Source organism: Chryseobacterium sp. JUb7 (genome assembly GCF_024806495.1).
GTDB lineage: Bacteria > Bacteroidota > Bacteroidia > Flavobacteriales > Weeksellaceae > Chryseobacterium.
On record NZ_JANUFF010000002.1, the window covers coordinates 76,373 to 102,317 of the forward strand.

General features: G+C 36.5%; 18 protein-coding genes. 7 read left to right on the forward strand and 11 right to left on the reverse strand.

Annotated features, from left to right (window positions below):
• Positions 1 to 82: 82 nt before the first annotated feature.
• The 8 genes from M2373_RS03980 to M2373_RS04015 all read right to left on the reverse strand — a co-directional run bounded on the left by M2373_RS03980 (position 83) and on the right by M2373_RS04015 (position 12,625).
• The gene (locus tag M2373_RS03980; RefSeq protein ID WP_259107781.1) at positions 83 to 3,664 is read right to left on the reverse strand and encodes a choice-of-anchor L domain-containing protein; all 3,582 of its coding nucleotides are present in this window, start codon (positions 3,662 to 3,664) and stop codon (positions 83 to 85) included.
• A 170-nt stretch (positions 3,665 to 3,834) separates the two neighbouring features.
• Positions 3,835 to 6,438 carry a choice-of-anchor L domain-containing protein gene (locus tag M2373_RS03985; RefSeq protein ID WP_259107783.1) on the reverse strand — a complete coding sequence of 868 codons (2,604 nt, stop codon included), beginning with the start codon at positions 6,436 to 6,438 and terminating at the stop codon, positions 3,835 to 3,837.
• Positions 6,439 to 6,620: 182 nt separating this feature from the next.
• A complete protein-coding gene (locus M2373_RS03990) occupies positions 6,621 to 8,471 on the reverse strand; it encodes a choice-of-anchor L domain-containing protein (protein ID WP_259107786.1) in 1,851 nt (616 codons plus the stop codon).
• A gap of 280 nt (positions 8,472 to 8,751) precedes the next feature.
• The gene (locus M2373_RS03995) at positions 8,752 to 9,282 is read right to left on the reverse strand and encodes a DUF1003 domain-containing protein (protein ID WP_259107789.1); all 531 of its coding nucleotides are present in this window, start codon (positions 9,280 to 9,282) and stop codon (positions 8,752 to 8,754) included.
• 9 nt (positions 9,283 to 9,291) lie between these two features.
• Positions 9,292 to 10,062 carry a TIGR02757 family protein gene (locus M2373_RS04000; RefSeq protein WP_409013182.1) on the reverse strand — a complete coding sequence of 257 codons (771 nt, stop codon included), beginning with the start codon at positions 10,060 to 10,062 and terminating at the stop codon, positions 9,292 to 9,294.
• A gap of 7 nt (positions 10,063 to 10,069) precedes the next feature.
• Positions 10,070 to 10,984: a ribonuclease Z gene (locus M2373_RS04005; RefSeq protein WP_259107792.1), complete on the reverse strand. Its 915-nt coding sequence runs from the start codon at positions 10,982 to 10,984 to the stop codon at positions 10,070 to 10,072.
• A gap of 128 nt (positions 10,985 to 11,112) precedes the next feature.
• Entirely contained in the window at positions 11,113 to 11,700 is a 588-nt protein-coding gene (gene rdgB / locus M2373_RS04010) for an RdgB/HAM1 family non-canonical purine NTP pyrophosphatase (protein ID WP_409013183.1), read from the reverse strand.
• A 94-nt stretch (positions 11,701 to 11,794) separates the two neighbouring features.
• A complete protein-coding gene (locus M2373_RS04015; protein ID WP_259107795.1) occupies positions 11,795 to 12,625 on the reverse strand; it encodes a CPBP family intramembrane glutamic endopeptidase in 831 nt (276 codons plus the stop codon).
• A gap of 110 nt (positions 12,626 to 12,735) precedes the next feature.
• On the opposite strand from M2373_RS04015, the gene M2373_RS04020 reads away from it, so the two are divergent.
• The 5 genes from M2373_RS04020 to M2373_RS04040 all read left to right on the forward strand — a co-directional run bounded on the left by M2373_RS04020 (position 12,736) and on the right by M2373_RS04040 (position 18,319).
• Positions 12,736 to 13,431 (forward strand): hypothetical protein, encoded by a 696-nt coding sequence (locus M2373_RS04020; protein ID WP_259107797.1) that lies wholly within the window; start codon positions 12,736 to 12,738, stop codon positions 13,429 to 13,431.
• A 1-nt stretch (position 13,432) separates the two neighbouring features.
• Positions 13,433 to 14,158: a hypothetical protein gene (locus M2373_RS04025; protein ID WP_259107800.1), complete on the forward strand. Its 726-nt coding sequence runs from the start codon at positions 13,433 to 13,435 to the stop codon at positions 14,156 to 14,158.
• 112 nt (positions 14,159 to 14,270) lie between these two features.
• Entirely contained in the window at positions 14,271 to 15,455 is a 1,185-nt protein-coding gene (locus M2373_RS04030; protein WP_259107803.1) for an MFS transporter, read from the forward strand.
• A 265-nt stretch (positions 15,456 to 15,720) separates the two neighbouring features.
• The gene (locus M2373_RS04035; protein WP_259107805.1) at positions 15,721 to 17,316 is read left to right on the forward strand and encodes a peptide chain release factor 3; all 1,596 of its coding nucleotides are present in this window, start codon (positions 15,721 to 15,723) and stop codon (positions 17,314 to 17,316) included.
• Between the two features lie 184 nt (positions 17,317 to 17,500).
• Positions 17,501 to 18,319, forward strand: a complete 819-nt coding sequence (locus M2373_RS04040; protein WP_259107808.1) for a methyltransferase domain-containing protein — start codon at positions 17,501 to 17,503, stop codon at positions 18,317 to 18,319.
• 73 nt (positions 18,320 to 18,392) lie between these two features.
• Here the strand turns inward: M2373_RS04040 and M2373_RS04045 are convergent, their stop codons facing one another.
• Positions 18,393 to 20,660 carry a reprolysin-like metallopeptidase gene (locus M2373_RS04045; RefSeq protein WP_259107811.1) on the reverse strand — a complete coding sequence of 756 codons (2,268 nt, stop codon included), beginning with the start codon at positions 20,658 to 20,660 and terminating at the stop codon, positions 18,393 to 18,395.
• Between the two features lie 4 nt (positions 20,661 to 20,664).
• Complete coding sequence (locus M2373_RS04050) at positions 20,665 to 21,039, reverse strand: hypothetical protein (RefSeq protein ID WP_259107814.1); 375 nt, start codon at positions 21,037 to 21,039, stop codon at positions 20,665 to 20,667.
• Positions 21,040 to 21,470: 431 nt separating this feature from the next.
• Between M2373_RS04050 and M2373_RS04055 the strand changes: the two genes are divergently transcribed.
• The gene (locus tag M2373_RS04055) at positions 21,471 to 22,433 is read left to right on the forward strand and encodes a DUF4349 domain-containing protein (RefSeq protein ID WP_259107816.1); all 963 of its coding nucleotides are present in this window, start codon (positions 21,471 to 21,473) and stop codon (positions 22,431 to 22,433) included.
• Between the two features lie 275 nt (positions 22,434 to 22,708).
• Here the strand turns inward: M2373_RS04055 and M2373_RS04060 are convergent, their stop codons facing one another.
• A complete protein-coding gene (locus M2373_RS04060; protein ID WP_259107819.1) occupies positions 22,709 to 23,848 on the reverse strand; it encodes an acyl-CoA dehydrogenase in 1,140 nt (379 codons plus the stop codon).
• A gap of 276 nt (positions 23,849 to 24,124) precedes the next feature.
• On the opposite strand from M2373_RS04060, the gene M2373_RS04065 reads away from it, so the two are divergent.
• On the forward strand, positions 24,125 to 25,906 hold the full coding sequence (locus M2373_RS04065; RefSeq protein ID WP_259107820.1) for a long-chain fatty acid--CoA ligase: 1,782 nt from the start codon (positions 24,125 to 24,127) through the stop codon (positions 25,904 to 25,906).
• Positions 25,907 to 25,945: the final 39 nt, after the last annotated feature.

The window sequence follows — 25,945 nt, forward strand, 5'->3', positions numbered from 1 at the left end:
TCATAAAAAACAAAAGTCTCCCAAATATGAGAGACTTTAGAATTATATAAATTTTATTTTTAATTTTTCGTTAATTTTCGAATTAATTTCTATTCTTTAATAAAATCCATCCTGTTCTTAATTCAAGTTTCTTGCTGGCAGGGTTTTCCCATTGAACTCTGTACCAATAAGTAGCCGTAGGTAAATTAACACCTCTGATACTGCCTCGCCATACTGCATCAGACTTGGTAGCTTTAAACATTTCCTGGCCATATCGGTTAAAAACAGAAGCCGCAAAATTATTATAGTTGCTTATTCCTGAGAAGTCTACCACATCATTTTTACCGTCTGCATTTGGCGTAATTACATTAATAACAAAGAATGTATAGAAATCCAATGATGTATCACAGTTAGCGTCTTTTACTCTTACTTTAAGATTATAATTCGTGTTGTTCAATACATTATAGAAAACGTTTGATGCCTGCCATGTCACTCCTCCATCAATAGAAAACTCAAGAACTCCTCCTGTAGGATTCGTTGTGGTTAAGGTAAGTACATGATCGAGATAGGTAACATTTGTAAACTTAGGCAGATCAGGGTTCAATAGCTGTGCAGTGTATACTTTAGAACACACTCCATTGCTTATCGTCACTGAGTAAGTTCCTACAACATTTGTAGATATTGTCTGTGTCGTTGCTCCCGTACTCCATACATAAGTATAATTAGGTCCTGCTCCGGCGTCTAAAACACCAGTATCTCCTTCGCATACATATACATCCTCCAATGTAGATTCAATAGCAGGCACTACTTCAATCGTAAGAGTAGCCGGATTAACAGAACTACATCCGTTTCCTCCCAATGCATACACAGAATAGATAGTTGTTATTGTAGGAGAAACAATTTGGGTATTCCCATTTCCTGTAAGACCTATCCAGTTATAGGTAATTCCTCCTGAAGCTGTTAAAGTAACCGATTCTCCCGCACAGATTTTTGTTTTTGAGGCAGCTATCACAGCAACAGGTGGTCCGACAAGTACGGTTACCGTAGCAGGATTAGCAGATACACATCCGTTAGCACCTACTGCATATACCGTGTAAGTAGTTGTATTCGTAGGAGAAACAGTTTGGGTATTTCCATTTCCTGTCAATCCTACCCAGTTGTAAGTTACTCCTCCTGAAGCTGTTAATGTAAGAGATTCTCCCACACAAATTCTTGGAACTGAAGAAACAACCGTAGCTACAGGCAGCGTTGTATCCTGAGCAACATTTACTGTAGCAGTATAAGTACAGTTTAAGTTTCCTGGCTGGGTTACATTTGAAACTGTTAAAGTATAAGCTCCGCCAGCATTTACAACCGGAGTTAATGTATTTGCCCCGGAGACAATATTTCCTCCTGTAGTCGTCCATGTAATAGTAGAGCCAGTAGGAACAACAGATGCCGATGCATTTAAAGTGACCTGATTTGTAGTACAGGTTATTGTTTGTGGCGTCGCTATTGTTAATGTTGTCTGAGGGGTTGATAATAGCTGCAGGGTAACTACATAACTACATCCTCCGTTTTTCACCAATACATAGATCGTCTGATTCCCTGCACTTACATAAGCTGTAGGTATTGGAATAGTATTCGTATTTGCGGCGTTGGCATCTGCCTGAAGTACATAATAAGCAAACGTGGCAGTACCCGCTGAAGTTATCTGTGACTGAGCTGAAGTCAAATCATAAGTGATTCCTCCCTGCTCATAACATTTTAATAATGTTGCATTCTGAACGGTAATCGGCTGAGAAACTTCAATCGTAATTGTTGCCGGATTCTGAGAAACGCAACCATTGGCTCCAACGGCAGTTACGGTGTACGTTGTCGTAGCTGTTGGAGAAACGGTCTGTGTATTTCCTGTTCCGGTTAACCCTGTCCAATTATATGTTGCTCCTCCGGAAGCAGTCAGGGTAACTGATTCTCCGTTACAGATTAATATTTTTGTTGCAGTCAGACCTGTTGTAGGCGGCGCACTGTCTCCAGTCACCGTGACAGTTGCCGTCGCATTACAAATCACATTACCCGGTTGATAAGTATTTGAAATAGTAAGTGTATATGTTCCTGCTACATTCACTACAGGGTTTAAAGTATTTCCTCCTGAAACAATATTTCCTCCTACTGTTGTCCAGTTAAATGTAGATCCCGTGGGATATACAGATGTAGAGGCATTTAAAGTTATCTGTGAATTAGTACAGGTTAAAGCAGTCGGCGGAGCAATGGTGGCTGTCACCTGGGGTGCTTTTACCAGTTGCAACTGAGCTACTTTTGAACAGAAACCCGTTCTTACCCGTACATACACGGTCTGCCCACCCGCACTTGAATAAGCGGTAGGAGTAGCAATAGTACTCGTATTTCCTGCGTTGGCATCCGCCAGGTTGGCATAATAAGAAAATATTGCGCCCGGCGTTGTACTTATGGCCGATTGTGCAGATGTTAAATCATAGGTAGCATTCCCCGGAGTATAACACGCTGTTAATGTTGCATTCTGAACTGTAGGACTTGTTCCGCCTACGACAGTTATACTTGCGCTACCCGGACACGTATTTCCAGCAATAAAAACCTGAACGGTATATACACCGGGCTGTGTTGCCGTATAGCTTGCTCCAGTTGCTCCGGGAATAGGAGTTCCGTTCAGAGACCAGATATATGTTGCACTTGCAAACTGGGTAGAAGCAGTGAACGTCTGAGGCGCATTATCACAAACATTAATAGATGACGGAAGAGCTACTCCTGCCGGATCTAAAATCTGAACACCGATATCAAAAGATCCCGCTTCCAAAAATACTGCAGAGTCAAAATTTGTATCATCATAATCAGCCAATACCATTTTAAAATGATAGGTCTGACCAGGTATTACTGTAGCTTTTGCTGTCAACGGTACAGTACGCCCGTTAAAGTTGGTTTCAATCTGAGGGCTGTTTAAACCTCCGAAATATTGTGCATTTTTGGGTCCGCAGGCCATTCCTGCTGGAATAATATTGGTAACACTTACCGGTCCGGCATTATTGGGAAGAACCGCTAAGTTGGTATATGTAGGATCTGTTGATCTTTTAAGCAATAAAGCAAAACCATCTGAAATATTACATGTAAAATTATTCTGATACTCTTTTGAGGCAAATAAATATCTGAAAGTTACTTCTGTAGAGTTCGGAACGAAATCAAATTCTATAGAAGTAGCATCTTTTAACATGCTGATAGGAACATTTAAAGCCGCCGCAAGATCAGCATCTCCGCCACTTGGCAAAACATCACTCAGAGTTCCCTGAAATGTATTTCCTGCTTTTGAGGCATATCCTGTTGTAAGCACAATTCCTTCTGCAAAAGGGAAATTGGTGGCTGCTTTATTAAAATACCCCCAACTTCTGTTGGTAGCACCTACTGCTAAATTAGGAGAAACAGTGATATTACTTACATTCGCATTGGAACAGGCTGATCCACCGGAGATCAAAATATCTTTTACCAATTGTGAAATATTATAGTTTGATGCCGGATATCCTGCTGCATTCACATCTATAAATGCTCCAGCTTTCATAGACTGAGATGAAGGTCTCTGAACCGTTCCCACCCTATCTCTACTTTGCGAAAAAGTAAAGGTACCGATGAAAGCAAAAAACAAAGCCAAAAATAAACTTCTTGTCCTCCTATTTAACATTTTATATTATTTTAAACAAAAATACTATTTTTTTTGATTGAAATTTACGTCTTAACAATTTACATTGTTATTAATATAATCTTATTAATAGTAAAATATCAATTCTACTTTTCCTCTATATACGAAAAAAGGCTAACAAATCGTTAGCCTTTTTATCTATACTTATTATTTTATTCAAAATTTTTCAGTAAAATCCATCCTGTTTTTACAACAATCTGTTTTGTTGCCGGATCTTCAAATGCAATCTGATACCAATAAGATGCCGTAGGAAGACGTTTCCCCTGGAAGTGCCCGTCCCAATACGGTGTTATTTTTTCAGCTTTAAAAACCTCTCTTCCATACCGGTCGAATATTGAAGCTTTGAAATCCTTATACATATTAATTCCCCTGAAATCGATGATATCGTTTTTGTTATCACCATTCGGAGTAATTACATTCTGCATTACAAAAGTGAAATACTCTAAAAATCCTTCACAACTTGTATTTTTAACTCTCACTCTGATGGTAATCAGTTTATTTTTAGGAATATTGGTGAATATATTCGAATTCTGCCAGGTCATTCCGTTGTCTGCTGAATATTCAAGAGGTCCGTTACTTGGATTGCTCGCCGTAAGCACCATATTACCGTTGTTGTTGTAGTCTACTTTGGTAATTTGAGGAACCACTGCCTGAATAACCTGCACGGTATATATTTTTGAACATACTCCATTATCAATCGTTACAGAATAAGCTCCCGGTGTTGCCACAGTAATAGTCTGAGTCGTTGCCCCTGTATTCCATACATATTTATAATTTGGACCTGTACCTGCGTCAAGAGTAATATTATCTCCGACACAGATATGCACTCCTTTTACATTTGAAACGATAGCCGGTACCACTTCAATCGTAACTGTCGCAGGAACCGCAGCCTGACATCCGTTTGCCGCTGTTCCAGTAACGGTATAAGTTGTTGTTGTATTCGGGCTCACGGTCTGTGTACCTCCGTTTCCTGTAAGTCCGGACCAGGCATAAGTAACAGCTCCGGTTGCAGTAATGATCACAGATTCGCCCTGACAGATTTTATATCTCGGAGCAACTGCTGTAATAACAGGCTTCACTTTATCTTCCAAAACAGTTACAGAGGTTGTAGCCGTACATGTTCCGCCAGGCTGATAAGACTTCGTAATCGTTAAAGTATATGTTCCTACCGAATTTACAACAGGGGTCAGCGTATTTCCGCCTGAAACAATATTTCCTCCTGCAGAAGCAGCCCAGGTAAATGTAGAACCTGCAGCATATACCGATGTAGAAGCATTCAATGTGATCTGTGGGCTTGCACAGGTAATTTTTTCAGGAGCAGCGATAGTAGCTGTCATTTGTGCTGCTTTCACCAATTGAAGCTGTGCTACTTTAGAGCAGAAACCTTTGGAAACATTCACATAAATAGTCTGTGCTCCTGCACTTGAAAATGATGTCGGAGCAGCAATATTGGAAGTATTTCCGGCAACAGCATCCGCCTGATTCACATAATATTTAAATACAGCACCTGAAGTAGTACTGATAAATGACTGAGCCGAAGTAAGGTCGAAAATAGCATTTCCAGTCGTATAACAAGCTGTTAATGTCGCATTCTGAACCGTAGGGCTTGTTCCTCCCACAATCGTAATTGTTGCTGATCCCGGACACTGGCTTCCCGGTACTGAAACTTTGACTTCATATACTCCGGGCTGTGTAGCTGTATACGTTATATTAGTCGCTCCCGGAATTGCAACTCCGTCTTTGTACCACTGGAAAGTCATTCCCGGAACGGTAGAAACCTGTGCTTTCAATAACTGCGGAGTATTGTCGCACATATTGATCGTATTAGGCAGTAAAACACCGTTGCCATCTGTAATTTTGATCCCGATATCAAACGATCCTCCTTCCAGGAAAACAGCCGTATCATAAGACGGGTCTTTTGCATCGGCCAATACCATTTTAAAGTGATAGGTCTGACCAGGAATTACATCCGCCACCGCTGTTAAAGGAACCGTTCTTCCCTCATAGTTTGTTTCAATATTGGGATTACTGTTATATCCTGCAAAGTAATTTTGATTGATTGCGTTACATCCTCCAAAACCTGTAATTTCCGGGTGAATATTCGTCATACTCACAGGACCTGCATTATTCGGAAGAATTGCCATATTTACATAAGGACCACCCGCAGCAGGTCTCAGTAAAAGAGCAAAACCATCTGAATAACTACATGGGTAATTACTTGTATACTCCTCCGAAGCAAATATATAGTTAAATTTTATCTGATTGGAGTTCGGTACAAAATCAAATTCTAAAGAAACCGCATCCTGCGTTGTAACCGTAGGATTAATCGCTGCTATAAGATCTGCATCACTTCCTGTCCCAATTGTTGAACTCGCAAATACTGCAGTATTCCCTCCGTCTTTTGCTTTCCCCGTAGATAAGATAATTCCGTCTTTAAAAGGAAAATTGGTAGAAGCCTTATGAAAATATCCCCAGAATCTGTTATTATTCGTGACCAAATGATCTGGAGACACTGTAACATTACTTACATTGGGAGTCGAGCAGCTCGTTCCTCCGTTGATAAGAATATCTTTCACCAGCTGTTCAGGTGTAAAGCCAGAAGGAGCGTAAGAAGCAGCATTCACATCAATATACACTCCTGATTTTTTATTGAACGTTGCTGAGACATTTTTCGGTGGTTTTCTGGGAGCTTCCTGAGAAAATAAAGACCCTGAAACCAACACAAATACTAATAAGAAAAAGTAGTTTTTCAACATAAATTTTAACATTTTATTGTTGTTTGTTCAAAAATACTATTTTTTTGAATTAAAAATTGAATACAAACCCTCTAATTATCAATAATAATTTAATTTATTTCAAATCTTAACAAATAGCAGATAATCTATCTAAGAAATAATAAAAGAAGACCAAAAATATCAGTCTTCTCCTATTAAAAATTCTATTTTATATTTTTCAGTAAAATCCAGCCGGTCTTTAAAACGGTGCTTTTACTCACGGGATCCTGATACTCCAATTGATACCAGTAAGATGCTGTCGGGAGAGGTCGTCCCAGAAGAAAACCATTCCAACGGGTTTCTTTTTTATCAGCATTAAATATTTCTTTTCCATAACGGTCAAAAATCACTGCTTTAAAATTTTTATAATCACTGACTCCTTTAAAATCAATAAAATCATTGACTCCATCACTATTGGGAGTAATTATATTCTGCATTGCAAAAGTAAAATAAGCCACATATACTTCACAGCTTGTACGCACTACACGAACACGGATAGGAATCTCCGTATTTTTCATAACATTCGTAAAAACATTTGATGACTGCCACGTAAAACCATTATCTATAGAGTACTCCAGCTCTCCGTTGCTTGGATTTGTTGCAGTGACAGTCATTACTCCATGATTGTAATCTATCTTTACAATCTCCGGAACAAGAGCCTGTATCACTTGTGTTGTAAAAGTTTTGGAACAGATTCCATTGCTTATTGTCACCGTATAAGTCCCGGGAGTATTTACAGTAATGGTCTGGGTAGTCGCTCCCGTGCTCCACAAATAGGTATAATTTGTTCCTGATCCGGCATCCAGCAGAATTTGATCTCCGGAACATATCTGACCACCCTGAAGATTGGAATAAATCCCCGAAACAGTATTCACAGTAATACTTGCCGATTGGCATTCACTACCAGACACGAAAGTTTTCACCTCATAAAAACCTGCCTGATCTGCCATATAAGTTGTATTATTTGCCCCTGGAATGGGATTTCCGTTAAAGTACCACTGAATAACCGCACCGGGAACATTACTTGCTCCCTGAGCGACTAAAGCTTTAGGAACATTATCACAGATATCAATGGTATCAGAAAGCGGATTTCCATTGGCATCCACTATCCCCAGTCCAATTTCGAAAGAACCGCCTTCTATAAATACGGCAGAATCTTCAAACCAATCTCCAACATCCCCTATTACCATTTTAAAATGGTATGTTTCACCAGGCACAACCGCAGCCGTAGCAGTTAAAGGAACCGTCCTGCCGCGATAGTTGGTTTCCGTCATTGCTGTGTTTAAACCTCCAAAAAACTGTTCGTTAACAGGACCGCAGGCAAAATCGGAAGGAAGAATATTCTTAATACTTACCGGACCTGCCCCGCCTGGCAGAATCGCCATATTGGTATAAGCCGGATCACCGTTCTTCTTGATCAGTAAAGCAAATCCATCTGTATAATTTCCACATGCATAATATGGACTGTACTCTCTGGAGGCGAAAATATAATTAAACGTCAGCTGACTGTTCGTTGGTACAAAATCAAATTCAAGAAAAACAACATCACGGATTGGAGCTCCCGGATTGATTGCCGTCTGTAAATCAGCATCAGTACCCGAAAACAATCCCGTGCTTACTGTCTGCTGAAAAGAATTACCTCCCATTCGGGCATTACCATTCGTTATCACAATTCCGTCTTCAAAAGGAAAATTGGTAGTTCCCCGATGGAAATATCCCCATGCCCTGTTGTTATTTGAAACCAGATGATTAGGATATAACGCAACATTTGAAACATTAGGAATAAAACAGTTCGAACCTCCCGCAATTAATATTTTTTTGACAAGATCATCAATAGTATAGGCAGAAGGAGCATACGAAGGATCATTAATATCTATAAATGCTCCCGCCATCAAACTTGCTTCTGTAGGCTTTTCCGGGATTAACTTCCGGGATATTTTTTGTGAAAAAACTGAAACTGAAACCATCAGGAACAATAAGAGTAAAAGATAATTTTTCAATCTATAATTCATCATTTTTGTTATTATTTTCACATAAATACTAAAAATATTTATTTATGATTAAATTATAATTAATGAAGCCAATCACCCTTTAATGTGTAATATTTTATATAAAAAAAAAGAAAACAATATTTTAATAAAGCTCATATGAAGTTTATTAAAATATTATTTTCAAATATTAAATTATTTAGAAAGTCTCTAAAATAGTGAATTATAAATTTTGAAGAAAATTTTAATTAAAATAACAAAAGACATATTTAATTTATACTACAATAAATCAATATGATATAATATATTAATCTTTATTCAGTTCTTCAATTTTATTTTGAAGTTCTAAAATTTTATCCTTTAATGTCTTAATCTCGTTTTTATTTGAATTGATATTGCTTTTTAGCATAACATTTTTCGCTCTCTCGATATGATCTTCATCTTCTTCATCTTCATTAATTTCTTCAATATCCTCCTGAATATCCTCAATATCTTCGTTGATCTCTTCAATATCCTCGCTGATTTCTTCGATATCCTCCTGAATGTCTTCAATATCTTCACTGATTTCCTCAATATCTTCCTGGATATCTTCAATTTTCTCATGGCTTTTATTGACTGACATCTGAATAAATATCGCCAGATAAATAGCCTCAAGAGAAACTACTGTTGTAAGAATAAGAAGCATTTTATCAAATTCTACAATCTTAAGTAAGGGTAATAAAAAAGAAGTAATAAAAAATATTGTATGTGCAATCAATGATGGAATCGAACCGATCCACCAAGTAATGCCATTCGCAATTCTTTCTAAGACATCTATTTTTTCTTCGTTTTTTTTCATCGTGTTTATTTATAATAATTCTTTTGTCACTCCCAATCCAAACAATGCAAAATCATATTTCGCAGGATCTTTTTCATCAAGCTTTCTGATAGCCAGATCCAGTTCTTCCACCGTTTTCCAGTCATTTTGGGTTCTGGAAACCAAGCCTAATTTTCTTGAAATATTTCCTGTGTGTACATCCAGTGGAATAGATAAATATTTCTGATCTATATTTTCCCAAATTCCAAAATCAACTCCTCGCTTATCTTTGCGGACCATCCAGCGAAGAAACATGATAATTCTTTTTGCCGAAGAGTTTTTATAAGGTGAACTTACATGCTTATGGCTCCTGTGTTTTTCAGTTTCCAAAAAACTGCCTCTGAATCTCTCAATAGCATGCTGAAAATTCGTTTCTGTGTCACTAACTGTAAACAGGCTTTCAAGACTATCATTTTCTTTATAAATTCTACTGAACTGTCTGATAAAATAAGTAAAATCTTCCCCGTTAAATGTCCGGTGTATACTTTTATCCTGTATATTTTTAAGATCATTTTCCGAATAATTCATTACAAAATCATAGGGAGAATCCCCCATAATCGCCAACATTTTTTCAGCCGAATTGATGATAGATTTTCGGTTTCCCCAAGAAATGGTAGCCGCCAGAAAACCCGCAATTTCAATATCCTGCTTCAGCGAAAAACGATGCGGAATCTGGATAGGATCATTTTCTATAAAATCGGGCCTATTGTACAGATCTGCCTTTTCGTCTAAGAAGCCTTTCAGCTCTTCAAAATTCAACATACAAATTTTAAATTTTCACAGGCTCCAGAGCCTTTGGTAAAAATGAATTCGGAAAGACCGTTCTGGCTTCATCCGTAAATACCGTCAAATCTCCGTACCGGTTTGAAAAATGTCCCAGAATTAATTTTCCGACCTCAGCTTTCCTCGCTATTCTTGCTGCTTCCAATGCCGTTGTATGGCCTGTATAATCTGCCATTTCCTTCAAATCGTGTAAAAATGTAGACTCATGATAGAGAACCGTCACATTTTTAATAATCGGAATGACACTTTCCAAATATCTCGTATCGCTGCAGAAGGCATAAGACACCGATGGTTCCGGATTTGTCGTCAGCTTCTCATTTTTAAGAATATAACCGTCACTTAAGACAAAATCTTTCCCAGCCTTGATATTATGATAATCACAGGTTTCAATCTCATCGTATTTAGAAATTTCTTTCATATTCAGATGTCTGTCTTTTGGTTTTTCTCTGAAAAGATAACCGTTACAGTAGATTCTGTGATCCAACGGAATGGTATATACTTCTAACCTGTTGTCTTCATAAATTTTTTCTGAATAATTTTTATCCAGTTCATGATAAACAACTTCAAAACCACGGTGTGTTTCCGTGATGGTAAAGATGGTTTCCAACATATTTTTAATTCCTTTCGGACCGTAAACATGAAGCGGTGTATCTCTTCCCAACAATCTGAAAGACGCAATAAGCCCCGGCAAGCCGAAACAGTGATCTCCATGAAGGTGAGAGATAAAAATATGATTGATTCTTGAAAATTTTGCTTTTGCTTTTCTCAACTGAACTTGAGTTCCCTCACCACAATCGATAAGAAAATGTCTTTCTTCCATCTCCAGCAGCTGTGCAGTCGGTGAAGAATTGATCGTGGGAATCGCTGAATTAAAGCCTAATATAGTTAAATAAGTACTCAAATCAAAAGTTTATTATAATGACAAATGTACGGATTTAGGTTAAGGTTAAAAATAAGATTTCTGTTTAGGCTGATATTAAAATTAAATTTAAGATCGTAAAATTACAATCTATTAACCTCAGCCTTCAGCTATTTTTTATCTTTTAAAAAATCTAAAAATAAATCCAGAGCCTGTTTTCTGTGGCTTATTTTGTTTTTATCCTCAGGATTCATTTCTGCGAAAGTCATTTCATGTCCTTCAGGAACAAAAATAGGATCATAACCAAAGCCTTTGAAACCTCTATTCTCAGTCAATAAATTTCCATGAGCTCTCCCGTCAAAATATTGGGCTCCATTTTCATCATAATAGCATAAAACAGTGATGAAATAAGCCTTTCTGTTTTCCACACCTTCCATTTCGCTCAGGACTTTTTCAATGTTCTTTGCAAAATCATGATCTCCGGCATAGCGCGCCGAGAAAATTCCGGGTCTTCCGTCCAAAGACTCTACCACCAAACCGCTGTCGTCTCCCAAGCTTGGAATTCCTGTTTTCTCAAAGCAGTATTTAGCCTTAATTAATGCATTCGCATTGAATGAATCTCCATCTTCCACGATTTCTTCGTGAATATTATAATCGGTAAGACTTTTTACGATAAATCCGTTGCCTAAAATCTGTTGTATCTCTTCTTTTTTGTGTTCGTTGTGGGTTGCCACCAGTAATTCCATATCCAATTTCATTTTTTTTATTTAACATGAGATTCACAAATATTTTTCACGAACCGCACCAATCTCAATTTGTGATCAGTACAGGCAGTATTATTTGTGTTTAAAATTAAACTTCGGAGTAATGCACCTTGTATTTCTTCATAAAAAGATAGTAGAACAAAGAAAAAAGTACAATTCCGATAAGTAATATAATCCATTCAGATACTTTAAACGCATCTGCAAAACTTTCATTTTTAGTGTAAGTAATCAATAACGATGAGCACAGATTGTTGAAACCGTGCAGCAACATGGGTAATAAAAGAGATTTTGTTTTATAATACACCAACCCTAAAACACAGCCCAGTAAAACAGCTCCAACAAATTGCCACGGATTCCCGTGAACCAATCCAAAGATCACCGATGAAAAAACAATAGCCTTCCAAGGTTCTATACCTTTATTCATTAAACCTTTCTGAATAATTCCTCTAAAGATAATTTCTTCAAAAACAGGCGCCATGATAACTGCTGTAATAATCATCACTACAGGATCATCCGTCAGCTGACCCATTAATCGATTAAAAAACTCGTAATATTCTCCGAAAAAAGGTCCTGTTGTCGGAATTTGGGAAGTAATAAATTCTGCAATAAACATCATCCCGATCATCATCGGAAAAATCAACAGATAGGTGTAAAAATTGGTGGGTGAGAAATTGAAGTTAAGTCTCTTCTTTGTAGTCGGTCTTACAATGAAAAAATCGAAAAAAGCAATCGCCGTTGAAAACCCGACCGCATTGGCAACCGTGAGATACCATTCTTTGATAGACAGGTTTTCACCGAAAACAATTTTCCAAAAAGTACTGAAAAAAGATACGAACATTGTTCCTATGAATAATCCTCCTAACAGAACAACTCCGCCGATCCATGTGAATGTAAATTTGGGATATTTACTGTTTTCCATGTTATTTCTTGTAAAAATTTATTGAAAACAAAGGTAATTTTTTTGAAAGCTTTAGACAACTAAAAACGGAAATACTTATTTTCGCCTATTCATCACAATCACATAAAAAAATGAATCCGGAAACACCATTTCCAAGTATAAAATCCGAAATCAATCAATGGGGAGCTTGGCTTATTCAAATAACACTGCTCGGATTACTGCTGTTCAGTTTTGTATTATTTTTTTTGCTGCCCATCTACGGTATTTATAAAAGAGGAATTACAGTGATGTTGTGGCCTTCTGTCATCTGTTTTTCTATATCCTTTTTAATTTTAATACCGGCACTTAGATATTATTTTTTTAAAAGACATCAGCTTGCCCGTGAAATTACAGTAACTGAAAAAGGACTTCTGTTTTATAATACCAAAAAAGAAGTCACCGAAAAAATACTATATTCGGAGCTCTGCTCATCCGGTCAGGCTTTTGACATCAAAACAGTAAATACAATGAACTCAGGAATTATTCCGCTCCTTGAAGTTTATGTTCAGCCAGAAAGCCATGAACCTAAAATGATACGCCTTGATATGAACCTTCCGTTACATGTTGTGAACAATAAATATGAGCTATATGCTCATTTTCTTCAGGGAATCTCTGTTTTCAGACCGGATCTCAAAATTGATCCGATAGTATTACATAATTATTTAATTGACAAAGACTCTTGGAAAACCTCTCCAAACGGGAAAATATCCTGGGTTTTAATTCTTGGTTTACTTATCTTTTTAACTGCCATCATTATAGGAATTATATTTTTAACATCAAACGGTTGATATGAAGGAGAAATTTCCAATAATAGAGTCTGAAATTAATTCCACTCTTACTTTTACAGCAAGAGTTGCCACTTTTATTTTCTTTTCAATCATCATATTTACCATTGTCGTATTTCCAATCTATGATATTTTCCAAAAAGGAGTTTTGTATCAACTGAAACACAGAACAAGTATGTTTATGATCCTTATGATCATTGAAATCGGGACCATTTCGGGATTGTATGCACTTGTTAAATTTTATTTTAAAACCAGACATCTGAGATCCCATAAAATAATAGTGAATGAAAAAGGAGTTGTACATTACGACTCAAACGATGAGATCATAAAAACAATTGCCTATGCTGATCTTACGTATGCTGAAAAAATTTCTTTTAGAAAAGATGTTTATTCAGAACATGCAAACCAAAAAACACTGGCTAAAAAATTAGTTGTACATATCAAAGATCCAAAAAACACTGTTTTACAAATGGTTATAGATATGAATTTGGATTTAACGGTGCTTAAAAACAAACATTTACTGTATGCCCATTTTATAAACGGAATACGAATATTCCGTCCTGATTTACAAATTGATCCGATTGTATATTCTGACTATTACATTAATGAAAAAACGTTTCAATATGACAGAACCATTCGAAAAGGATATCTAGGGGGAATGATTATTCTGGGGATCATCACTTTTGGACTGATATTTCTTCTTTTTATTATCTTAAAAATATTGGTGTAAGATCACATGACCATTACTTTTCCTTCGCTTATTTAAATTTTATATTTTTTTAAGGTAAAATTTCCGTGTAAGCTATTTTTATGAAGTAACTTTGCACCTTAATTTTTTCAACATGGATAGTTTAGTAAATCGGTCAGAGAATGTTAACTTATCCTTGCTTACTTATGTGTGTTTTACTTTTGTAGGATATTTCATCATAGGATTATCTCTGTCTGTTCTTCCGATTTTTATTAATAAAAATTTAGGTTTTAGTTTGGTCGTTGCCGGCTTAGTCATCAGTTTACAATATGTATCTACATTTTTCCTGAGGGCATATTCCGGAAAAATCATTGATGGGAAAGGTCCGAAACCTGCAGTATTGTTTAGTATGCTGAGTTTTTCTTTAACCGGTATTTTCTTAATAATAGCCTATTATTTTAAGCTTTCACCCTTTATCAGTCTTTCTTTTTTGGTGGTTACACGTTTACTCACCGGCTGTGCCGAAGGGATGATTGGTGCCAGTCCTATCAACTGGGCGATTATGGCAGTTGGTGAAAAACATACTGCAAAAATCATTTCATATAATGGTGTTGCCTGCTATGGTGCTCTTGCCATTGGCGCTTCGCTGGGAGTAACAATTGAGCACGAATTCAGCCTTTACGGAATTGGAATTCTTTCCATCCTGTTAGGAATCCTTGGCTTTCTTTTTGCAAAAACCAAAGAAAATAAAACCAATACCAATCCTCAGGAAGCTCAGTCGTTCTGGAAAGTACTGGGAAAAGTTGCCCCTTTTGGGGTTTGCTTAGCGTTGGGCGGAATTGGATTTGCAAGTATTTCAACTTTTATTACATTATATTACAATTATTTTCATTGGAATAACGGAGCTTTATGTCTTAGTATTTTCGGAGGACTATTTGTCGCAGGAAGATTGGTTTTCAGCAATGTGATCAATAATTATGGTGGAATTAAAGTAGCGATAGCCTGTCTGTTCGTAGAAACCATTGGGCTTTTAATTATTGCCTTTGCAACAAATTCTCAGATGGCACTTTTGGGGGCCGGAGTTACAGGTTTGGGATTTTCATTGATTTTTCCTGCATTGGGGGTTGTTGCCATCAAAAGTGTTTCTCCTTCAAGTCAGGGCTCTGCATTGGCCGGATATGGGCTTTTCATCGATCTTTCGCTAGGTGTCGCCGGTCCGTTAATTGGGGGGGTTGCAGACATTTACGGAATGAGCTATATTTTCCCTTTTAGTGCTGCCATGGTGTTTATTGGGCTCGGATTGGCCTATTTGCTTAAAATGAAAACTTTAAAGCACTGATTGCAAGAATATTTATAAAAATTAAATAAACGCTTTATTTAGACTACAAAAGTCGCAAAAGATATTTTTTAAGCCTATTCTCAGGTTGACAAAAACGAACTAAATAAAAAATCATTTTTTATTAAACAAATGTGCACTTCTATACGTAAAGAATTTGATCTTAAATTGCTAATGTGTTAAAAACTTTTGTGCCCTTTGCGGTTAAAACAAATTCAATTTTCAGGATTCGACAAAATTCACGATTTTTGCAACTTCAATACACGATATGTCAGACTTAATCAAAGAAATAGAAAAAAGAAAAACCTTCGGAATTATCTCCCACCCCGATGCCGGAAAAACCACTCTTACAGAAAAGCTGCTGCTTTTTGGAGGGGCTATTCAGGAAGCTGGTGCGGTAAAATCCAATAAAATAAAAAAAGGAGCCACCTCCGACTTTATGGAAATTGAAAGACAGAGAGGGATCTCTGTGGCTACTTCCGTATTGGCTTTTGAATACAGAGACCACAAAATCAACATCCTGGATACTCCGGGTCACAAGGATTTTGCTGAAGATACCTACAGAACCTTAACTGCGGTTGATTCTGTAATCGTTGTAATCGATGTTGCCAAAGGGGTTGAGGAACAGACTGAAAAGTTGGTTCAGGTTTGTAGAATGAGAAACATTCCGATGTTGGTTTTCATTAATAAACTGGACCGTGAAGGTAAAGACGCTTTCGATTTGCTGGATGAAGTTGAGCAAAAATTAGGATTAACGGTTTGTCCGCTTTCATTACCAATTGGTATGGGAAGTGATTTTCAGGGAATTTACAACATCTGGGAAGACAATATCCAGTTGTTCCTTGAAGAAAAAAAGCAGAAAGTAGGTGAAGCGATCAAGTTTGATGATATTAATGATCCTACCATTGATGAGATTATTGGTGAAAAAGCAGCCGCCACTTTAAGAGAAGAGCTTGATCTGGTACAGTCTGTTTATCCTGAATTTAATCGTGAAGATTATATGAAAGGAGATTTGCAGCCAGTTTTCTTTGGTTCGGCTTTAAATAATTTTGGAGTTCGCGAATTACTGGATGCTTTCATCGATATTGCACCTATGCCACAGCCTAAGGAAAGTGATATACGTTTGGTGAAGCCTGAAGAAAACACTTTCACAGGATTTGTTTTCAAAATTCACGCGAATATGGATCCTAAGCACAGAGACCGTTTAGCTTTCGTTAAAATTGTTTCAGGGGTATTTAAAAGAAATGAAAATTACCTGTTGGTAAGAGAAGGTAAAAAAATGAAATTCTCTTCTCCGAATGCATTTTTCGCAGATAAAAAAGAAGTGGTAGACGAAAGTTTCCCGGGAGATATTGTGGGTCTTCATGATACCGGAAGTTTCAGAATCGGTGATACACTGACTGGTGGTGAAAAACTGAGCTTCAAAGGAGTTCCTAGTTTCTCTCCTGAACATTTCAGATATATCAACAACAATGATCCGTTAAAAGCTAAGCAATTGGCCAAAGGTATCGATCAGCTGATGGATGAAGGGGTTGCACAGCTCTTTACTCTTGAAATGAACAATAGAAAAATCATCGGAACGGTAGGAGCACTTCAGTATGAAGTTATCCAATACCGTCTGGAGCATGAATATGGAGCAAAATGTACATACGAACCTCTTTCCATGCACAAGGCATGCTGGGTCGAGGCCGATGAAAAATCTGAAGAATTTAAAGAATTTGCAAGACTAAAACAGAGATTTTTAGCAAGAGATAAATACAATCAATTGGTATTCCTGGCAGATTCATCATTTACAATTCACATGACTCAGGAAAAATTCCCGAATGTGAAGCTTCATTTCATCAGTGAATTCCAGAATAGCTAATTAAACAGTTTAAAATAAACAGCAATCCGTTGAAAATTTCAACGGATTTTTTATTTTAATAAATCAATAAATTTTCTGATAAAACAAACACTCTTTTTAAAACTTTGTATATTTGATATCAACAGAATACAATGAATAACTTCAATATTTATTAATTCTGTAAAAAACATCAAACTACATCACCATGGAAAAACAAACGATTATCTCAGGCTTTCAACAAGTCGACAGTTCCGAATATGAGTATTTAATACAGTTTCTTGAAAATGTTGCAGCCTATCCCATTGTTAAAGAAAGTCTGGAATTACAAATAAAACTGCTGAACCTAAAACCGGGTGAGCATGTACTTGACGTTGGCTGTGGCATCGGTATTCAGGCACTGGAAATGGCAAAACAGGTAAATCCTACGGGAAAAGTAACCGGTACGGATATCAGTTCTGTAATGATTGAATTCGCAAAAAGTAAAGCATCTGATTCTGATCTGCCTCTTGATTTTTTTGTAGCAGAAGCAGACACTCAGCCTTTTCCGGATCAAACATTTGACGCTGTAAGAACTGAAAGGGTTTTAATGTATATTAAAGATACGCAAAAAGTACTTAAAGAATTTAAAAGACTTCTTAAGCCAGGTGGACGGCTTGTAATATTTGACCTGCACTGGGACGGAACTCTGCTGTCTCATAAAGATAAAGCACTTACAAGGAGAATTATCCATTACGTTACAGATCATCTTCCCAACGGTAATGTAGGCACAGATATATATTTTCACTTAAAAAATAATGGCTTTAAAAATGTAGAAGTAAAGCCATATGCTTATTTCGGCAATGATGAGATACTTCTGAAAATTGTAGAGAAAGCCTATATAGGAATATTACAAAAAGGCATTTCAGACGGAGTATTTACAGAAACAGAGATTAATAACTGGTGGAAGTCTTTATATGAAGATGTAGAAGCCGGAACGTTTTATATATCTTTTCCTGGATTAATCGGATATGGAACAAATGACTAAACAGTCATTTTAAAACTCAAAATAAAACCGTTCAACTTTCGCTGAACGGTTTATTTTTTATTGGTGAGTTCAATTATTTATTGATCAATAATTTTTTAGAGATTTTCTGATCATCTTTATCCACCTGAATGATATAAACTCCTGATGGAAGATCTGATAAATTCACTTTTTCCAGAATTTTGCCTCCATTACGGGAAACTTCTTTTTTAGGATTTACCAATTTTCCATCCATTGCGAATACCGTGTAAGAAATATTGGTTTTAGAATCTGATTCTATGGTAAATATTCCTTTAGAAGGATTCGGATAAATTTTCAATCCGTCTTCTTTTTCAAGTTCGTTTGTAGACAGGTTAGAATTGATGGTAAAGTTGGTTGTATTAACATTTAAAAATACATTGTCCACTGCTTTAATCATAATTCTGGCATTAGAAGAATTTCCCAGTCCATTTGGAACTGTAAATGTATAAGAGCCATTATTTGGAGTACTTGCTACCAATGTATTAGGGAATGTAAGACCGCCATCCATTGAAATAAGAATACTTACGTTGGCCGTATTTACAGGAGCAGCATTGGTATTAGCTACATTCCAGGTAATGGTCTGCTGCTGACCGGCTGTCCATGTAATACCTGCAGTATTCTGAGAGCTTACCGTAAAAGGTCCTGCAGCGGCTGAAACAGTAAGCTGAATATCATCACGTCCGGTCTGCCCGCCTACCGGATTATTATCTCTTACCAACAATGAGAAATTAAGCGTTCTCGCTGCAGTAGATAATTTTTCCCATGATCTGTAATTTGAAGCTGTTAAAATAGAAGGGTCATAGCCTTCAATAATTGTTGACAGCCTAGGGAAATATCTCGTCGGCGAAGTTGTTGCCCACATTGATCTGAACATAGGCCCTACTGTATTGGTAGGTCTTGGCGGCATTAAAGCAGCTCCAGCATCAATTTGTTCCCAGTTGTAGGTAATGGCATTCCCATCAGGATCCGAACCTGCTCCCGTTAATGCAAACGGTGTTCCGATAGGAATCGTTCTGTCGGGTCCGGCATTGGCAGTTGGCTCATTATTTCCTGTAGCTGTATTTACTCCGCAGTTTCCTGCTCCTGTAATTCTGAGATACATCTCACGAATGCTTACACTGTGAAAATAGGCATCACTGTTGTTTTGTACATTGGGCGGACAAATTCCGGCATATCCCATAATCGAACTTGCACTTCCCGGTTCTATCGATGTCGCCGTGTTTCTGTTGCAGGCATTATTCTGAGTATGGTTGGCTCCAAACTGATGTCCCATTTCGTGAGCTACATAATCAATAACAAAAGGGTCTCCCACTGGGGCAGCAGATCCTGTAACTCCACCTGCTTTTACGTTGTTATTACAAACGGCCGGCGTATATGCCAATCCGTTATCATTCCCTTGTGAAGCCTGGAAAAACACATGTCCGATATCGTAATTATTTACTCCGATTGCATTATTGGTCACTGTAATATTTTCATCGATCATTTGCCCTGCATCGAGTGCATCAAAAGTATCTGTATTAATGAAAAACAATGCATCTGTATTCGCGATCAGCTGAAGGGTTACTGAAATATCATTTTCAAAAACCTGATTAAGGCGTGCTACTGCAAGGTTCACAGCAGCAAGTACTGCTGCTTTTTTCTGAGCATCTGTTCCGGCACCTACTCCGGCCTGTTGGGCAATATAAGCTGTATATTCTGTAGTGGTGGTAATAGCAAGCCTGTATCTTCGCAATAAACCGTCGATAACCGTTTTATTCTGTAGCCCTCCGTTTGATGCCTGCTTAAGAATCTCATCTTCTTTAAATAAGCATTCGAATCTGTTTTGAGAAGATGCATTTTTACGGTCATACACCATATAAATCTTATTATCATGAGAATGAGAATCTATATAATATATTCCTTTGGTATTTTTTACGACCGCATTAAGTCCGAAATAAGGATCATATGTAAATCTTATGTTGCTTGTCGGTTCTCCGATTTTAGTTCCGATATATGATTTAATGTCCGAATATCTTGACTGAAGCTCAGGATGCATAGTAGAAGCTTCATATACTTCATAGGTATCAAACGTTCCCTGATCATTAGGAAATTTTATCAATACTCCTTTTGCTGATGATATCTTGGATCTGTCCGGAGCTGTGGATAACTGATATTTAAGTTCGTTCGTATTAAGGCTTAAAAGCTCATATCCTGAAACTTTTATACTCCTTTCTCTTGAATCTCTGACATTTTTTTCAGAAACTTTTGTCCATTGATTCTGCTGTGCTAATGCAGACCCCGATATCACGAGAAAGCCTGCCAGAAATAATAGTTTTTTTTTCATAAATTCAGTGTATTAGGTTCAATTTTATTTTTTGTGGTTTATTTAAAATTTTAATAATAAGAATGGGATTCAATTGTTTATTTTCTTTATACTCATCATTTTCAACTTCTTTATAGGTAACCCATAACGTTGAGCCGTCAGATTCTATTTTTTCTACCTCAATGTCTCCATTTTTTAGTGTTTTCATTCGCGGCTTTAATACCAGAAAAAATTCATTCTCATTTTCCAATACAGGAATCGGAGTCGATCTGGAATATTTTGAATCATTCAGCTTTTTGTATAGCTCTTTGATCTCTTTTGTGGTTTTAACAACTGTTGATTCTTTTAAACCACTGCTGGCATTCAGTCTTCTTATTTCTACAAACTCTATCTTTTTCAAATTTTGTTTTTGTTGATTAAAAGACGAAACACTTTTCAAATTAACACAAGAAAAGAACAATACAACAGAAAAAAACGATAAACAAAAAATTTTCCTTATCATATTCATAATAAACAAATATATTAATTATTTAAGTAAAACTTCTTAAACTAAGTTAAGTTCTTATAAACAAAGAATTCATTGAATTATTTATTTGAAAAATTCAATTTTTGGTGATGATATGCATATTTTAATTATATATCCTTTTATTAATTATAATAAACGGGTATTAAAATTTTTCTAAATCAATAGAAATAATTTGTAAAACAATTGTAAAACAATTACAAAAAACTGATTTAAAACCATTTACAAATTTACCAATACAATACATTTCTTTTACAATCGGTACAAGAAGTTCACTGCTAATTTTACTTCATCAAAAAATTAATCTTATGAAAAAGTTCATACTTATCGCCGCAGTTTCCTGCACTTTCGTGATGTGTAAAAAAGGAGAAACTACCCATTCTCAATTTGAAAAAGCTATAAACTCCGCAGACAGTGCCGCAACAGAGGCATCTCAAACCATAAATAAGGTAAGTGATCAAGCCCATAAAGCTTTAGACTCTGCGAATATTAAAATAAAAGAATTTGAAACGGTAAAAGATGATGTTAAGGAAAAGATAGAAAATACCTCCAAAAGTATTGATTCATTATCCAGTAAAATCTCGTCAACAAAGCTGGAGTCTAAAACAGAAAAGAAAGATTCTGCGGAAAAAAAGAACGAAAAAATTTTTGTCAATGTTCCCGCTCCGAAAGTGATCAAAGAAACCAAAATCATTTACAAAGATCAGCCTAAAAAGGAAAATTACGAGATCACTGCTGCAAAAAACAGAATGGTAAAATCCGGATTCATTTCCATCAATACAGACAATGTAGACACCGCAAAAGAAATTATTAAAGACGAAGTAAAAAGAAACAATGGCTTTATCAAAAGTGAAAATCTTTCTTATGCTGTCACCGAGCCTGTAAGAAATACGCCTTCATCCTATTCCGGAACCGACCAGAAAATCTATGAGATACAGGTAAAAATTCCTATTCAGAATTTTGATGATCTTATGAATGATCTAAGCAAGATCGGGGATGTTGAAAATAAAAATGTAGAAGTTTTTGGAAATAATTATGCGGAAAATTCGATCTGCAGTGTATCAATTACCTTATCCGACAAAACAGAACTTCAGAAAGAGCCCAATACCTTTGGTGAAAAATCTCTGGCTGCCCTATCTTCCGGATGGGAAGTGATTACTTCTATTTTCCTGTTTATCCTCCCTTTGTGGCCGCTGCTGTTAATTGCCGGAATCGGATATTACTTTTACAAAAAAAGGAATAAAAAACTACCTGACAACGATACTAAATAAAATTTTAAAGTAAATCGCAGTGATTTATTTTATTTTAATAATATTTTAATCAAAATTTCAGATTTATAAAAAGTCTTATTTCTAATTTTATAGTAGTCTTAAAAGTACTAAACATCAAACTCATTATATCCTGAGGATATTTTTAGAATTGATAATAAGACTTCAGCTTTCCAAACTGTTTATGACTAAATAATATTATATATTTTGTGGTTCGTGTGAATGTAAAAAGGCTCCCAAAACTGAGAGCCTTTTACTATTTCAAATAAAGTAAGCAGTTACTTTGCAATGCTTCTTGAGATAACGATCTTCTGAATTTCAGAAGTTCCTTCATAGATCTGAGTGATTTTGGCATCTCTCATTAATCTTTCTACGTGATATTCTTTCACATATCCGTATCCACCGTGGATCTGTACCGCTTCAATAGTGGTATCCATTGCTACCTGAGAAGCGTATAATTTCGCCATAGCTCCGCTTTCAGAGATATCTTTTCCTGCATCTTTTTCACACGCAGCTTTAAAGCAAAGCATTCTTGCCGCTGTAATCTGAGTTGCCATATCTGCCAATTTGAACGCAATAGCCTGGTGATTGATAATTTCTGTTTTGAAAGCCTTTCTTGTTTTAGCATATTTCAGAGCCAATTCATAAGCTCCGGAAGCAATACCTAATGCCTGAGAAGCAATACCTATTCTACCTCCATTTAAAACTGCCATTGCAAAATTAAATCCGAAACCATCTTCTCCGATTCTGTTTTCTTTTGGTACTTTTACGTTGTTGAAGATCAAAGAGTGCGTATCACTTCCTCTGATACCCAACTTATCTTCTTTAGTACCTACTTCGAAACCTTCCCAGCTTCTTTCAACGATAAATGCGTTAATCCCTTTGTGTTTTTTCTCAGGATCTGTTTGCGCAATGACGATATAATACGTTGCTGTTCCACCGTTTGTGATCCAGTTTTTGATCCCGTTTAAAAGGTAATAATCTCCTTTATCTTCTGCAGTTGTTTTCTGAGAAGTAGCATCAGAACCAGCTTCAGGCTCAGAAAGAGCAAAAGCTCCGATAACCTGTCCGCTTGCCAAAGGAGTAAGATATTTCACTTTTTGTTCTTCAGAAGCGAATTTTTCAAGACCCGCACAAACCAATGAATTGTTTACAGACATTACAACAGCTGCAGAAGCATCTATTTTTGCAATCTCCTCCATCGCCAAAACATAAGAAACACTATCCATTCCGGCACCGCCGTATTTAGGATCCACCATCATTCCCAAAAGCCCCATTTCTCCCATTTTCTTTACCTGTTCAGTAGGAAATTTCTGGTCGCGGTCTCTTTCGATTACTTCGGGTAATAGTTCGTTTTGTGCAAAATCCCTTGCAGCCTGCTGAATCATCAGCTGTTCTTCCGATAAATTAAAGTCCATAAAAATTAATAATTAGATGGTCGCTAATTTACACTTTTTGAGCAAATCTGAAAATAGAATTAAAACTTAGTCACGAGAGCTCTTAAACCGGCAACCAGAAGGCTGTTCAAAGGTTTGTTGTAATTTTTAAATTATCTTTAAAATATCATTCAAACCACAATTATTATCCAATATATTATGGCAAACATTTAAGTATTTTCTAATTAATAACTTCTGATTTCATCAATTAAAAAAAATGCTTATATTTAAAATCCTTTAACTATTACTTAAAAAATCATGACAATCAAAAGATTATTCGATATACCTCATTATGCCCTGGAAAAATATCCTAAATCGGATATGTTTGTAACCAAATATCATGGCGAGTGGAAAAAAACATCTACTCAGGAATTTATTAACCAAGGGAATAAAATATCAAGAGGACTTTTAAAATTAGGAATAAAACCTGGTGACAAAATTGCTCTTATTACAACCAATTCCCGTACAGAATGGGCTGTAATGGATCTTGGGCTTTCTCAGATCGGTGTCGTTTCTGTGCCGGTATATCCAAGTATTTCTCCGGAAGATTATGAATTCATCTTTACAAACGCTGAAATACAGTATTGTTTTGTTTCTGATAAAGAGCTTTTCAACAAAGTAATGAAGGTGAAACATAATATCCCTACTCTACAGGGAATTTTCACTTTTGATAATGTAAGCGGAGCCGCTAACTGGAAGGAAATTCTTGATCTTGGTGAAGATGATTCTACCCAAATCGAAGTGGAAGACCTTTCAAAAGCTATAAATCCTGAAGATCTTGCTACCATTATCTATACTTCGGGAACAACAGGAAGACCTAAAGGGGTAATGTTGACCCATCATAATATCGTCTCGAATGTTCTGGGTTCTATTCCAAGAATTCCGAAAAAAAGAAGCCTGGATTATAAAGATACAAGAGTGTTAAGCTTTTTACCCATCTGCCATATTTTTGAAAGAATGCTTTTTTATCTTTTCCAGTACAATGGCTTTTCGATTTATTTCGCTGAAAGCATAGAAAAAATGGGTGAAAACGTAAAAGAAGTGAAGCCTCACTATATGAGCGTTGTGCCTAGACTTGTAGAAAAAGTATACGATAAAATCTATAACACAGGATCTTCTGCAGGCGGCTTGAAATCAAAAATATTTTTCTGGGCTTTAAATTTAATTTCCAAAAAGAAAACCGTAACCGGACCTTCAGGTTTAATGGAAATAATTGCTGATAAATTGGTTTTCAAAAAATGGCGAGAAGGTCTGGGAGGAGAAATCATTACATTGGTTTCCGGTTCGGCAGCATTATCAACAAGGCTAAATTTAATGTTCCAAAATGCGGGAATTCCTATTCTGGAAGGCTATGGCTTAACAGAAACATCCCCGGTTATTTCGGTTAATACCTTTGGAAAAATGAAAATCGGAACCGTTGGCTTACCTTTGGATAACCTAAGCGTAAAAATCCAGGAGGATGGCGAAATTACGGTAAAAGGACCTTCTGTTTTTAAAGGGTATTTCAAAAATGAAGATATGACCAAGGAAGTATTTACGGAAGACGGATACTTTAAAACCGGAGATATAGGGCATGTTGACAGCGACGGATTTTTACAGATCACAGACCGTAAAAAGGAAATGTTTAAAACTTCCGGCGGTAAATATATTGCTCCTCAAACGATTGAAAATTTAGCAAAAGCTTCTAAATTTATCGAACAGATCATGGTGGTTGGTGATGGTGAAAAGATGCCTTGTGCACTGGTGCAGCCTGATTTTGAATTTGCAAAAAGCTGGGCGATGAGAAATAATTTAAATGTTGGCTCTACTCCGCAGGAAATCGCAAAAAGTACCGAATTAAAGGAAAGAATTGAGAAAGAAATTGACGGAATCAACGAACACCTTGGAAACTGGGAAAAAATCAAAAAAATAGAACTTACCCCTGAAGTCTGGAGTATCGATGCGGGACTTTTGACCCCAACTCTAAAACTGAAGAGAAAAGCGATTAAAGAAAAATTCATTGCTCTTTACAATAAGATGTACGAACATCACGAATCATAAAACATACGCTGCTTCACACCGAAGCAGCTTTTTTATTGA